Origin of the sequence: Nonomuraea sp. 10N515B (assembly GCF_052245915.1) — a bacterium.
In the GTDB taxonomy this organism is placed as follows: Bacteria; Actinomycetota; Actinomycetes; order Streptosporangiales; family Streptosporangiaceae; genus Nonomuraea.
This window is the reverse complement of record NZ_JBQQBQ010000120.1, coordinates 1-14152: the sequence shown is the minus strand read 5'-3', so window position 1 is coordinate 14152 and position 14152 is coordinate 1. Positions and strand designations below refer to the sequence as shown.

The window sequence follows — 14152 nt, the reverse complement described above, 5'->3', positions numbered from 1 at the left end:
CCGCTCCTACCTCGGCACCGCCCGCAACCACGGCATCCATCCCCTGGATGCTCTCCGCGACGCGCTCGCCGGGAATCCCTGGATGCCGCCACAAACCGCCTGATCAATCACAGGCCTGAATGGATACGGCCGCGCGAGTGCAGCGGAACCTCAAGGAGCTGATGGGCGCGCGATAACGATCGTCCATGCTCTTCCGCAGGTCGCCGTGCTCGATACCGCCTTTATGCCAAGCCGCTGCCCCTCCGGCCTGCATGGTCTGCGCCCCTGTGAACAGCGACGGCGGTCGTTGCAGCCGCTCACTCCTCCTCCACCCAGCGCTCAACGATATGAACTGTGCGGACTTCTGGCCTGGAGAGTAGGTCGAGTACCTGGTCCTGGCTAAACGTATTGGCGATGAATCCGAAGATCCTCCCCTTAGCGGCAGCGTCACGCAGGACTTTCAGATCGAGACCAAGTTTCGCGAGATCACCTTGGTCGTCATCGCTGAGGTTGTGCGTCCACTGCTGGAACTGCGAGACGGCGGATTGATTGCTGCATTGAGGGTCCACCAATCTCGTGGCACTGCATCCTCCTTTTCCAGGCCACCAGTACACGGGCTTACCTGTAGAAGCCTGCGAACCCGAGAGGAAGAAACGCTTCCACTCCAGCATGCTAAAATCACCCATCGCTTCCAATTCGTCTTCGGTAAGCGGAGCGGCGAGTTCCACGATTACAGTCGCCAGTTCCCTCGACTTGAGAGTTCTCGCCTGTACGACGGCTTCACCTTTAGCTTCCGGACTGCCTCCCTGACCTCCCATGAATTTTCCCAAATAACGAGTCATGCGATTTGGCGGCACCGGGGTTGCGCCAACCCGGCCCAATACATTCTCCGAGATTTCGGCAACACTGTCGACAACGCCATGAGCGGTCGCGGGCGAGTGCGACTCGATTTCGACCGTCGCGGAAATGCTAAAGAGGTCGCGATCGACATCACCCTTCGACCAAATTTGATACTCAGGGTTAGCCACCTGCAGCGCGTTCGCCCAAACATAATTGAATTCCTGCAGACGTGAGGCAGAGCTTTTTTGCGTCCACAGAATCGCTGAAATCATCACCGCAACAAGGATGCCGCTCATCGCGCGAAACGTTATCTTGCGCCAACCAATCTTCATTCTGCTCTTCACTCTTGAGAAGGGGGGAAGTGCGCTCAGGTGTGGGTCTCGGACGCGAGACCCACACCTGAACGTCAGCTAACGAGATGTTACCTATACATCAGTCCCCCTGCTGCCACCCACGGTGTCCAGCCAGTGGATTTTATTTCTCCCGCCGGCTTGGGCCGGTCGTCTTTCTGGTGCATGCGTATCCGCAGCGCGGCTTCGACTTCCAGTTGGCCGTCCCGCCATGTGCACGTCACGAGGTATGGCTCACACTCTGCCGGGAAGTTGTTGTTGCCGCTCTCCGGGTCGCGCCAGAGATCGTATCCGCGGTTGCTCTTAGAGACGCTCGTTGCGGTGTTCCCCGCCACTCCAGGACTGAAGCTGACGTCGCCAGCTCCTACAGACATTTCTCCTCCGATTCCGCGGAATCGGGCCTTGGAGGTGAGCGTTACCTCAAAGTTGTTGAGCATCCATTCATTGTATTTCTTATATTTAGCGTCTTTTTTGAACTCCGAGGACACGCGCACCCAGGCGGTAGCGTTGAAGATGCTGACGTTGAGTATTTCATTGCTCGGGAAACCCTTGGTGATGGTCCAGCCCAGATTTCCGATAGCCCGAACGTCGATTCCCTTCATCACCGCCGAGCCCTGGAAAGACGTTTCCAGCCAAACTTCGCAGTTATCGCCGGTTCTCGTACTGCTTGGGTATTTGCAGTGGCACGTCCATCTGCTGTACTGCCCCGGAATAGTGCTGTATTGATCCTTGATGCGCTTGTCGCCGCTGCACCTTACTTCGACAGGCCCGGGGGTATCCGCTGCGGCCTGGAGGGCGCGAGTCGAGCTACCAGGAATAAGCCCTCCGCAGGGGTCGAGCCAATCCGTGGAATCCTTTCCGGAGTCCGCGGGAACATCGATGATAGTGAGATCGCCACAACGGTCGAACACGAAGATGGATATGGAGGGGGTACTGGGTTCGACCTGCCCGGCAGCAGAGGCGCTCCTCTTCGCGGCGGCTGCGGCTGTCTCATCGGAATACTCTCTCGTCCATGTGCGGGTCACAGAAGCGGTGACTCGCACCTTCCCGTCGCTGTCTTGCTGCACCACCACGTCGTCGAGGGCAACGATGGCGTCCGTGAGCGTGGCCCCCTGTAGATCCAACCACTGCTTGTCCTTCAGCAAGACGTGATTGAGGAGAGAAAGACTTGCGGTATTGGGCGCATCCGGGGTGACACCGGGGGCGTCCCAAATGGTTCCCGCGCGGCCTTGAAGAACTGCATCCTGGGCCTTGAAATAGTCCCTGACCCGCTCGATGTATGCCTCGGCCCCGGACCCTGACTCTGAAGCCGAGGCTGCCCTGGCGGCGGTTGCCGGTGCTTCAAGGACGCACGCTGTTGACGTTGGTGGTGGGATGGCTTTGGTGCTCGCTGAGGTGCTCTCCCATTCACTCACGCCGTAGGCGGTCTTGGCCCGCACCTTGATGGTGTAAGTCACGTCGTTGGCGAGGCCGCTGATGGCTGCCCAGGGGTCTTTCACTTCGAAAGTCTTGACCGTCGTCCCGCCTTGGTCGACGACTTCCACGTCGTAGCCGTCCAGGAATGCCACGCTGCCGTTGGACTCAGGCAACCCCCAGCTGGCCGTTGCGCCGGCGTCGCCGCCAGAAGCGCGCAGGTTGAGCACCTTACTGGGCGGGCCTGCCGGCAGATAGGTCAAGGCCAGCGATGGCTGTTCCGCAGCGCTCGGCTCGGCGATGGTGATGACTTCGTCCTTGTTGGAGGTGAGCAGCAGCCATTGGCCTTCGCTACCTGCGATGTCGGCTTGCAGGCCATTGATCGGCATAGAGTATGGGGCGGTTGCCGGGTCGGCGTCACCAGCCAGTTCTGATCCCTTGGTCTGCGAGGTGACGCTGCTCTTGAGCGGCGTCGCGGTGATGACCGTGTCTGCCGGACACGTGCCTGATGCACACGCAGGTGTGCCGAGCTTCAGGACGGCATTGACCACCCCTGCACCGTCGGGAAGCTCGTCCAGATTGAAGCCGATGACAGTAGCGGTTTTGTCTGTCCCAGTGCCGCCGATGTGCATGGTGCTCGAATCGATGACTGTGCAAGGCCCGCCGTCGCAAGCGGCTGGATCGGTCTTGGCCGTCTTGATGACGAAGCTGTCCTTGCCCAGCGTCAGGTGCCGGATGTCCTCGGTGGGAGGCGGCGGGGGTGTGCCGGGGGTGGTGAAGGAGATTGGGGCGGACTTGGGAGTGCAGACCTCATCGCCGGATCCGTTCGATGTGCTCGTGGCTTGACCAGTGGCCGACGGTGCTACGACGGCCGGGCTGCTAGTGCCGCCGAGGGGGGTGTTCATGTCTGTGGTGATCTCGGCGGCGGTTTGGGCGCGGTTGTAGATGCGGACGTCGTCGATGGCGCCTTGGAAGTATTCGCCGTAGGAGGTGTTGCCGCCGATGTGAACGGCGCCTCCGTCCTCCATGATCGTGCCGGCAAGGGGGGCTTCGGCGAGTTGGGTGCCGTTGAGGAACAGGCGGGCGGTGGTGCCGTCGTAGGTGACGGCGAGGTGGGCCCAGGCGTTCAGGGGCAGCCGTGTGGTGCCGGCGGGCCGTCCGTAGTCGCGCTCGGTGAAGATCCCGCCTGCGGGGGCGAAGCCGTTGGAGGCCCACAGGCCGTAGGCGGATTCGTCGAACAGGGTGAAGTCCTTGGCGAGGACGGTGCGCCAGCCGTCCACGGTAGTGGGGTTGACCCAGGCCGACAGAGTGAGCGCGTTCGTCATCGCGAGGGACGGGTGGTGGGGGATGGTGACCCAGCTGGAGGTGCCGTTGAAGGACAGCGCCTGGCCGTACTTACCGCTCACCCAGGTCGTGTCGGTGGCGGTGCCGTTGTTGGTGCCGGTCGCGTCGGTGACGGTGGTGCCGGTGCCTTCGTTCATGCCGTAGGCGGCGACCAGCCCGTCCGGCGTGGGAGTGGGTGTTGGAGTCGGCGTGGGTGTGGGGGTCGGTGTTGGTGTCGGGTCAGGATCGGGGCTGGGGTCACCGGGGTCTTGCGGGGCGGTGACGCAAGCCATCATCTGCCACTTGTACGTTGTGCCGGGCTGCACGGTGTTGGCCGGCACCTGGAAGGAGGCCCGTTCGCCGCCAAAAGCGGTGCGGCTGCCGAGCGGAGCGGAGCCGACGGGCAGGCCTTGGTTGTCGTACAGGTAGTACTTGGCCGTAACCGGGCCGCCGGAGGGGCGGTTGACCATGCCGGACAGGATCGGCTGGGTGGGGTCGGCCATGCCGGTTCCGGTGTCGGAGGGCAGCATCGGGGCGTCGCTGGTGATGCGGTAGGCAGGGCTTTCGTTGCAGGAGGGCGGGGTGATGCCGGCGCGGCAGGCCTTGACCACGAACTTGAAGCTGGCCGGGTTGTCCAGGGTGAACACCTTGTCCAGCACCTGGCCCGACGGGATGTTGTTGTGCGTGGTGGTGCCGGGCACGCCGACCAGGGCGCGGATGTCCTGGGCGGTCAGGGCTCGTTGGTAGACGTGCACGTCGTCGATCGCGCCGTCCAGATGGCCGGCCAGGGCACGGGCGCGGCCGATCTCGAAGGCGCCCTGGGCATTCCAGGCGGCGGTGTGGTCGCGTTCCCCGGCCAGCGCGCCGTCCACGTACAGCCGGATCTTGCCGACGGCGTGGTCGTACTGGACGGCCACGTGCGTCCACTCGTTGATCTTCGCCAGATCCTTGGACTGCACGACGGTTTCATAGATCCGGTCGGAGCGGTCTTCTCGGATCATGGACAGCAGCCAGCGCTGGTCGTACTCCGGCGCTGAGGAGGTGCGGTACGACAGCGTGAAGCCGGGCAGGTGGACGCCCATCTGCGACAGCACGGTCTGCTCGGCGGTGCTGCTGTCCAGGCGCACCCAGGCGGTCGCGGTGAAGCTCTGGTTGGTGTTGATGACCGGCTGAGTGGTGGCGGCGTGCGCACCGCCGGTGAATTTCACCGCCTGGCCGAGCTGACCCGGAATGCGGGTGTAGGAGCCGGTCAGGGTGGCCGGGAAGTTCTTGCCGGAGGAGTCGGCGGCGGTGGCGCCTGTGGTCTCATCCAGTTTCCAGTACGCCTGCTCGCCCGCGGGAAGCTGGGCGGCCGGGGGTGCCATGGTGGAGTCGTTGACGGTCACCGTGTAGTTCAGCGGTGACGCCTCGGGCACGCTGGACTTGTAGCTCACCTTCACGTTGGTGCTGCGCGCGATGGCGTCGTTGCCCGCCATGGAGTCGATGGATTCGGCGCTGACGGTGGGGATCTCCGGCGGCAGCACCCAGTCCACGCTCAGCTTGGGCACGTTCTGCCCCCATAGCTGCGGCCAGAAGGAGAAGTCCTCCCACAGATCTTTGGGTACTGGACTCTCTTGGGTCAGCCGGAGCATCAAGCCGTGATTCTGCGTCCCTGAGGCCCATGCCTGGGTCATAGGGGTGAGGTCCCAGCTCCACACGGAGCCTGCGGTGCCGGGCAGGGAGCAGGGGTCGATGGAGGCGCGTCCCTCGGCGGTGGTGGTGGGCTGGTTGCTCCAGAAGGTGTCGTCGGCCACCCAGGACTGAGTGATCCGGTGGGCGCTGATGCCCTGGAACTCGCTGCAGGTTGTGACAGCGGTACGCAACATCAGTTGCATGGTGGCCTTGACGACCTGGCGGCCGGTGATGGTCGCGGTGTCAAAGGCCATCAATGCCCGGCTGTTGTCCTCCTTTCTGGTGCAGTTCGGATAGGGATTGCAGGTCTGGTAGTTGCGCCGTCCGACGTAACCGGGGCTGATCTGAGCGCTGGGCGATCGGATCCCAACCTCTTGAGTGATCCCGAGCGTGGTGGTGGGATCGACCGTGACGGGGTACTGCGTGGCCGGGTCGGCCAGCCACTTAGGGTCCGGTTTCAGCACCAGCACGGTGCCGCCGTTCTCGCCCTCCACACTGGTTTTGATCTTGGATTGCCGTCCCGGGCGGCCCGGGCTGGGATCATCGGAGCCAGCGTCCCACATCAGCGGCGCCGGGGCCGAGGCCACCTGCTTGCCCTTGCCGGCCGAGAGCGTGAGCCCGCCGGACTCGGTCACCTTGAGCTTGAGTCCGGGCGCCTGCACCGGGAGCCGGTATTCCACTGGCCCGGTGGGGCGTTCTCGCAGCACGATGTCGTGCCGGAAGCCGGTGGCCAGGGCGGTGACGACCAGGTCCGCCGAGGGGCCGGCCGCTCCGACGTAGGTGGCCACGTTGCCCTTGATCTGCGGGCGGGGCAGTTGTGTGGGCCACGAAAGACCGAAGGTGCCTTCCCGGCCCAGGCGCATGCTGGCGAACGGGCCGCCACCGCCGGTGGAGAACCGCACCCCGGCCTTGGCCAGCCGCGGTTTCAGAATGCCTTGCTTCTCTTCAAGCGTAGTGTCGATCCACCCCCATGATCCATCGGCCCGTCGCAGCTGTGCCGGGCCGCTGTAGGACTCCGTAGCTAGATGACCGTCTGGATATGCCCAGGTGCGGGATGTCTCGGTAAAGGTCTGCTCGACCGCCACCGGTCTATTGTGTTTCTTGGCTTCAAGGATTGCCGCGCGTAACGGCGCGTCGGGATCGTCCGGGCGGGGGAACGTGGTCACCGAAGGGCCGGCCGGCCCTTTTTCCGGCTCCGGATCGGCCTGGGCGGCACCGGACGCGCCCGCTACCAGCAGCGATGCTGCCACCGTGAGCACCGTTGCGAAAGCGAGCTGTCGGCTGGGCGGCCAACCTCTTCTCGCCATGCTGACTAAATTTTCCACAGACACTCTCCTTAATCCGATGTGCGCTTGGAATGGCTAACAATTCGTACCTTTCTCAAGATCGTCCAGCAATGTGAGATGGATCACAATGTATGGCCCGGAAAAAGTTGTAACATCTGGGCGGGGTGAGTCGATACTTCTCTATAAATCGTACCCAAGTGTGGTAATTCACGTTTTCCAAATTGAGGAGCTCACTTCCAGTGGATCTTGTCGTCACGATCCGTGCAAAACGCGGTGCGGCAGGCCTTTCGAAGTCGAGGATGCGCTCAAGCTAGAGGTGGCGGCGGGCCTCTGATGCAGGCCGTGCGTTTCCACGACGCACACCAGCCCGGGAAACCCGTTCGGGACGCGGCCGCGCCAACGGCGGCGGCGTTTTGGTGATCTGCCTCGATCTTCCCCGACCACGTTCACGCTGGCCAGCACCCGCGCCGCCACACAACCACGAAGCGGCCGGTGCGCTAGCATCGATCACATCGCCGCTGGTTATGGGCCGGGCTCTCACCTCTCACCGAGAGAGAGCCGCTCATGGAGTTCGAGCTTCCCGAAGACATCACCGCGCTGGGCGACGACGAACTCGCCCAACCTCTCGATGGCGCGGTCGCCGCGTTCGACGCCAAGTCCAACGCCTCCGCCGTCACCAGCGACGACCTGGCCCAGCTGCGCCAGCTCGCCACGGCCGTCAACGACATCCGCACCGAACAGGCCACCCGCCGCGAAGCCGCCGAGGCAGCAGCTGCCGAGATCGACGCCCTGGCCGCCCAAGTGCGCGGTGACGACAGCGAACCCGAGGCAGAGCCAGACGCCCCGGAGGAGCCGGAGGCGGTCACCGAGCCCGAGCCGGAGCCCGCCAAGCAGGAACCCATCGCCGCATCCGCCGCCGGGGCGCGGCGGCCGGCGCTCGACCTGTCAAGCGTGCGCCGCCGTCAGCCACGCGTACTGCCGCCAGACCCGAACCCCAAACCAGAGATCACCGCCTCGGTGGATGTGCCGGGCTACCAGCCCGGCCAGCCGCTGGACATGGAGGGCGTCACCGAAGGCATCATCCGCCGCGCCAACGCGCTCAAGACGGCCGGTGGCGGTGTCGGCCTGTGCGCGTCCTACCGGCTTCCTTTCGACCGCAGCCTGATCGTCAACGACTCCTCCTCGGGAACGGAGGGCACCCGGGCGGTCATCCTGGCCGCAGACCAGTCCCGGCTGCCCAACAAGGACATCGTCGCCTCCGGCGGCTGGTGCGCCCCCAGCGAGACCGTCTACGAGCTGGCCGACATCGCCTGCCCCGAGATGCTGTGGGACGCCCCCGAGATTCAGCTCGCGCGCGGCGGTCTGCGGTTCTTCCCCATCCCGTCCCTTGACGTGGGCGCGATGACGTGGGTGCACACCGAGGCCGACGACATCTCCGGTGCCACGAAGCCGTGTTTCAAGATTCCGTGCCCGGAGCCGGAAGAGGTGCGCTGTGACGCGGTCGGCGTCTGCCTCGAGGCCGGCATCCTGACGCAGCGGCACTTCCCCGAGCTGGTGGTGTGGTACCAGCGCAACACGATGGTCGCCCACGAGCTGCGGGTACGGCAGGTGCTGTTCGACCAGGCCGTGGCCGCCGCCACCCCGGTCACCATCGCCCAGACCTTCGGCGCCTTCTCGGCCATCTATGCCGCGGTGGCGCTGCAGGCCGCCGACATGGTCGAGCGCCACAGCCTGTGCGACCGCATCGGCATCGAGGTCGTGTTCCCGTGGTGGTCGCGGCACATGTTCTTGGCCGATGTCGCCCGCCGTAACGGCGTGTCCTGCGACGAGATCGACGTCTCCTGCACCATCAACGCCTTCGCCACGCTCGGCGACCTGGTGGTGGGTGGTGTGATCAGTGCGGGTCGCGTCGGCGAACGAGACGGCGGCCAGGGCGCTCGCCGTGCATCCGGCCACCAGCGCAATGATGGCCACGATGGTGCGCGGTTCGGACCTGAGCCGGTGGACGACGGTCGCGGGGGTGGTGAGGCTGGGCATGGACAAGGCTCCTCAACGGGGAATCTCTGCCATGCTCGTCAGAGGATTGCGCCTCGGCGTCCATCGATACGCACGCTGGACGCCGATTTCACGCATCACCACGCGAACCATACGGCTACACGAACGATCCCGTCAGAGGTGGTCGGCTTCTCCTCGATGAAGCGCAGATCCTGCCGGTTCAGGTAGCGCTGGAGGCGGCGGCGGGTGTTGTCGGATCTTTCCTTGCGCGTACGTGCGGCTGAGTTCGGTGCTCTGCACCGCGAGCGCTCCCACCGTACCTGCTTGCTACCGCAGGAGAGCACAGCGCGTGGTCGGCTGCGGGTCTACCTGGGCGCGGCGCCCGGGGTCGGCAAGACGTACGCGATGCTCGGCGAGGGCCGCCGCGGCCTGGAACGCGGCCGGGACGTAGTCGTCGGCTACGTCGAGACCTACGACCGCCCCCGCACCACCGCCCTGCTCGACGGCATAGAGATCATCCCGCGCAAGACGATGGCCTACCGGGGCGCGACCTTCGCCGAGCTGGACGTGCAGGCCGTCCTGGCGCGCAAGCCGAAGATCGTACTCATCGACGAGCTCGCCCACACCAACGTGCCCGGCTCGAAGAACGCCAAGCGCTGGCAGGACATCGAGGAGATCCTCGACGCCGGTATCACCGTGATCTCCACGGTCAACATCCAGCACCTGGAGTCCGTCAACGACGTCGTCCAGCAGATCACCGGTGTGCCCCAGCGGGAGACCGTCCCCGACGAGGTGGTGTGGCGCGCCGACCAGATCGAGCTCGTCGACATGTCCCCCGAAGCGCTGCGCCGCCGCATGGCCCACGGCAACATCTACGCCCCGGAGAAGATCGACGCGGCTCTGTCGAACTACTTCCGCGTCGGCAACCTCACCGCCCTGCGCGAGCTGGCCCTGCTCTGGGTGGCGGGCAAAGTCGACGAGCAGCTCGACCGCTACCGCGCCGACCACCACATCGCCAAGCCCTGGGAGGCCCGCGAACGCGTCGTGGTGGCACTCACCGGCGGCCTGGAGGGCGACACTCTCATCCGCAGGGCCGCCCGCATCGCCGCGCGCTCCAAAGGCGCCGACTTACTAGGGGTCCACGTCACCACGGCCGACGGGCTGCGCGGCGCCGACCCGGCCGGCCTGGCCCGCCACCGCAGGCTGCTCGAGGACCTCGGCGGCACCTACCACCAGGTCGTCGGTGACGACGTCCCACGCGCGCTGCTCGACTTCGCCCGCGGCGTCAACGCCACCCAACTCGTCCTTGGCGCCTCCCAGCGCGGCCGTTTCGCGCAGTTGTTCTCCCGCGGCGTGAGCGTGGAGACCACCGCCCTATCCGGCCCCATCGACGTGCACCTAGTCACCCACGAACGGGCCCGACCACCGCGTCAACACGCCGGCTCCCCCGCCGCGCTCACTCGCAGCCGCCGTGTGGCTGGCTGGGTGCTCGCCTTAGCCGGTCTGCCCGTCCTGACCGCAAGCCTGTACGGCCTGCGCGACGTGCTGACCCTGCCCTCCCAGATCCTGCTCTTCCTCGTCTGCGTGATCGGCGTCGCGCTACTCGGCGGCCTGTGGCCCGCGATCTTCGCCGCCATAGCCGGGTTCCTGCTGCTCAACTACTTTTTCACCCGCCCCTACCGCACTCTGATCATCTCCGACCCGGAAGTGCTGCTCGCGCTGGTGGTCTTCGTCCTCGTCGCACTCGCCGTCAGCGCGATCGTCGACCTGGCCGCCCGCCGTACCCGAGAGGCCTCCCGCGCCGGCGCCGACGCCGAAGTGCTGTCCACCCTCGCCGGACACGTCCTGCGCGGCGAGGCCGCTCTACCGTCCCTGCTGGCACGCCTGCGCGAGACGTACGGGCTGACCTCCGTCACCCTGCTGGAGCTCACCCGCGACCAAGGCCCCGAAGACAAGTCCGACCCTGACGCGTGGCGGATTGTGGCCACCGCCGGAGGGGCGCCATGCACCTCCCCGGATGCAGCCGACACCGACGTAGTGATCGACGAGCATCTGACACTGGCCGCCCGCGGCCGACTGCTGGACGCCGCCGACCGGCGGGTGCTGGAGGCCTTCGCCGCCGAAGCCGCCGTCGCGTTACGCCAGGAACGCCTCCGCGAGCAGGCCGAACGCGCCAAACCACTGGCCGAGGCCGACAAGATGCGCACCGCGCTGCTGGCCGCCGTCAGCCACGACCTGCGCACTCCACTCGCCTCCGCCAAAGCAGCCGTGGAAAGCCTGCACAACACCGAGATCGACTGGTCGCCCGAGGACCGCGACGAGTTGCTGGCCACCGCCGACGAATCGCTCGTCAGGCTGACCCGACTGGTGGAGAACCTGCTCGACATGAGCCGCCTGCAGGCCGGCGTACTCGGCGTCTCCCTCCACCCCATCGCCCTGGAAGAGATCGTCCCCCACGCCCTTTACGAACTCGGCCCGCTCCACCACCGCATCGACGCCGACATCAGCATGGAGCTGCCCGAGATCATGGCCGACAGCGCCCTGCTGGAACGCATCCTGGTCAACCTCGCCTCCAACGCCATCCGCTACACCCGGCCCGAGGAGAAGATCCTCATCACCGCCAGCTGGCATGGAGATCACGTGGAGATCCGCATCATCGACCGCGGCCCCGGCATCCCCCGGGACGAGCACGATCGCGTCTTCCAGCCCTTCCAACGCCTCGGCGACCGCAACACGCACAACGGGGTCGGCCTCGGCCTGGCCCTGTCTCGCGGCCTGGCCGAAGCCATGGGCGGCACCCTCACCCCCGACGAAACCCCAGGAGGAGGTCTCACCATGATCCTGACCATGCCGATCGCCTCACTCACGCACACCGCATCGGCCCGGGAAAGCACATGACGAGGCCGTCCTCGCCGCGAACAGCTGCACCCTGCGCGTGGCTCCGCCGTCGCGACCGAATCGTTTGCGCGGCGGCGGAGACATGAACGGTCCCGCCAAAGAGAAGGCCACCGGGCCCCCGGCGGATGGGCCGGGTACCCAGTGATCGGGTCACCTGAATCGACGCTGATCAATCCGCGCTGGTGGGCGCGGATCAGCGGCCGGGGCACGAGCAGCTCCCGGCCGTTCACGATGATCGGCACCAGGTCGGGGGCCATGGCCTTCCACTGGCTGCGGCGGTGACGGGTGTTGCTGCGTGAGGTCTTGCGCTTGGGCACGGCCACGGTTACCAACTCGCCTTCGTGACGCCGGGAAACTCCCCGCGGTGGACCATCTCGCGGAAACGTACGCGCGAGGGGCCGAACTTGGTGAGGTGCCCGCGGGGGGCGGCCGTCGACGGAGTCGCGGTTGCGGACGCGGGTCGCGCTGGCGTCGTGCGGTTGACGGGCGAACTGGACCAGGCCGATTACTTTCTCTACCTGCCGCTTCTTCCGGAGGTGACCTCGGGAGTTCTCGATGCGCGACGGGTCACCGTGCCGCTGGCGGCACGGTGTCGCGGTGTCCGGCACGTGCTGGGCGAGGTGCACGAGATCGACCTCAGTACCCGGACCTTGGAGTACCTCGATCCGGAGAACGGCCGGCACACCATGACCTACGACTGGCCGGCGCTCACGGTCGGCAGCGTCAACGCCGCCGGACCGGAGCGATTACGTCATCTCTCCGCTGTGGCGGTCGGGTCCGCGCAGGAGCTGGCCTGTGTGCTGGCGCAGCCTCTCCCTCCTGCCGTCAACAACAGCACCATGCCCATCATGAAGATCGCACATGTCATGAGCGCCAGCATGAGCCACACCTGGAGAAGCGAAGAGGCGGTCGGCGACGAGGGCCGCGGTCCTGGGCCAGAGTTCCTAGCTCTGGAGAGCACTGCATGGAGGCGGGGATCGTCGGAGGCCAAACGCTTGGCTATCTCGTCCAGCGCTTGACGCTCTTCCGGGGAAAGTCCCATGTTCTTCGCCTCGTTTGATTCACGTGCGCGTTCGACCGTGCGCCAAGACGCCGGCATCGGCCGCATCCTCTGGCGCATTTCAATTGCATTATGCAACATTTTTACTCTGCGCAACTGGCTTCCGAGGAAGACCCGCACGAGCAAGCCCTCCGCCAGCGCCGTGGTCAGTGGACTCCGCGCACCGGTGGGCGCGGGGATGATGGCCTGAATCATCGACGATGCCCAGGTTCACCAAGTGCTCGAGTCGTCGGGCGCACGACGGACCCCGCGCCGTCTCGAGTGGCCGTCTGCCGGGCCCGTGAGGGCAATGAGAAGGAGGATGAACGCGACGCTCAACAAGACCAGGCTGCCGATCTGACCCAACTCCCATTGCAAGCGCCAGCGCTGCCAGTCTGGAGGCATGGATTGTGGCGCCCAGGTCGCGAACACGCTGTTGGCGGCCTGCACCACTGTGACCCAGAGCGCCAAGGCCGCCGCCGTCAAGATCGCCGAAGAAAGCGTCGGCAGGAAGCGACGGGTATCGCGTTCGAAGACGGCCAGCACGACCGTGGCCAGCACGGCCAGAGCTTCCACGGCGCCGCCCACATAGCTGAGGCGAGGGTAGAGGGCGTGGTTGACGCGTACGAAGAGTGAGGCGTCATAGCCCAGTTCGGTGGGCATTTCGAGCAGACGCACGAAGGTCAGGCCGAGGGCCAGAGCGACCAGGAGAAGCGCGGCGATCCACAAGAGGCGCAGCCGCCAGCGCATGACCGTGCTTCCCTTTGTCGGCTCAATCACCCCGGGGCCCACCCCTTCTACGACAGGCCGCCTGCGCCGGCTGTAACTGGACCACCATTTCACCGCGATCAGCTACACACCCACAGCAAACATTGCATACTGCAATGAAAGTGTGATGCTGCGGCGACGGGCGTGGCTCCGTCGGCGCTGCCGTTCAATAACGCCGCAAGATGTTCTTCGTATGGGCGACCTCCTCGGTCTAACTTCATGATCTGCCCGCACATCTTGATCGGCCGGCCCCGAACGGTGCGAGGCCCGCCCAGCGAAGACAGCCGTGTGCAGGCAGAGGGCACGCACGTACGCCTACCGGGACGGCGTACGGATACCAGGCGAACCACCAAAACCACACCGTCACCCTTGTCCACTGCAAAATTTGCACACTGCCATGAACACCGGCTCCCCTTGCGGCGTATCCCTATCTGACAGGCCGCTCATGGAGGCCGCGCACAAGGTGAGCTGCCCCGGGTTGGTTGGAGGCTCCCAAGACTGGAAGGCTGGGAGTCGTGCCCGCACCGAGGAAGTACCCGCAAGAGTTGCGTGATCGCGCCGTCAAGATGGTGTTCGACCTGCGTGAGGAG

General features: G+C 65.6%; 7 protein-coding genes and 2 pseudogenes. 3 read left to right on the top strand and 6 right to left on the bottom strand.

The genetic code is table 11. The features are described from left to right. Positions 1-296 precede the first annotated feature (296 nt). On the bottom strand, positions 297-1151 hold the full coding sequence (locus ACTWQA_RS56990; protein WP_443167131.1) for a hypothetical protein: 855 nt from the start codon (positions 1149-1151) through the stop codon (positions 297-299). An 89-nt stretch (positions 1152-1240) separates the two neighbouring features. After that, entirely contained in the window at positions 1241-6826 is a 5586-nt protein-coding gene (locus ACTWQA_RS56985; protein ID WP_443167130.1) for a LamG-like jellyroll fold domain-containing protein, read from the bottom strand. Between the two features lie 600 nt (positions 6827-7426). Here ACTWQA_RS56985 and ACTWQA_RS56980 point away from each other — a divergent pair. Together ACTWQA_RS56980 and ACTWQA_RS56975 are read left to right on the top strand one after the other, a co-directional pair. Then, on the top strand, positions 7427-9085 hold the full coding sequence (locus ACTWQA_RS56980; RefSeq protein ID WP_443167129.1) for a major capsid protein: 1659 nt from the start codon (positions 7427-7429) through the stop codon (positions 9083-9085). Between the two features lie 96 nt (positions 9086-9181). Further along, a complete protein-coding gene (locus ACTWQA_RS56975; RefSeq protein ID WP_443167128.1) occupies positions 9182-11755 on the top strand; it encodes an ATP-binding protein in 2574 nt (857 codons plus the stop codon). 167 nt (positions 11756-11922) lie between these two features. Here the strand turns inward: ACTWQA_RS56975 and rpmF are convergent. From rpmF to ACTWQA_RS56960, 3 genes and pseudogenes are all read right to left on the bottom strand, one after another. Then, positions 11923-12078 (bottom strand): annotated as a pseudogene (gene rpmF / locus ACTWQA_RS56970) (50S ribosomal protein L32); the annotation flags it as partial. Positions 12079-12080: 2 nt separating this feature from the next. Continuing rightward, a pseudogene (locus ACTWQA_RS56965) lies at positions 12081-12246 on the bottom strand (30S ribosomal protein S14); the annotation flags it as partial. A gap of 260 nt (positions 12247-12506) precedes the next feature. Next, complete coding sequence (locus tag ACTWQA_RS56960; protein WP_443167132.1) at positions 12507-12797, bottom strand: DUF3040 domain-containing protein; 291 nt, start codon at positions 12795-12797, stop codon at positions 12507-12509. On the opposite strand from ACTWQA_RS56960, the gene ACTWQA_RS56955 reads away from it, so the two are divergent. Next, positions 12796-13005, top strand: coding sequence for a hypothetical protein (locus tag ACTWQA_RS56955; protein WP_443167133.1), 210 nt, complete (start codon positions 12796-12798; stop codon positions 13003-13005). The two genes, ACTWQA_RS56960 and ACTWQA_RS56955, sit on opposite strands and share 2 nt — an antisense overlap. A 20-nt stretch (positions 13006-13025) precedes the next feature. Here the strand turns inward: ACTWQA_RS56955 and ACTWQA_RS56950 are convergent, their stop codons facing one another. Continuing rightward, positions 13026-13544 (bottom strand): hypothetical protein, encoded by a 519-nt coding sequence (locus tag ACTWQA_RS56950; protein WP_443167127.1) that lies wholly within the window; start codon positions 13542-13544, stop codon positions 13026-13028. Positions 13545-14152 lie beyond the last annotated feature (608 nt).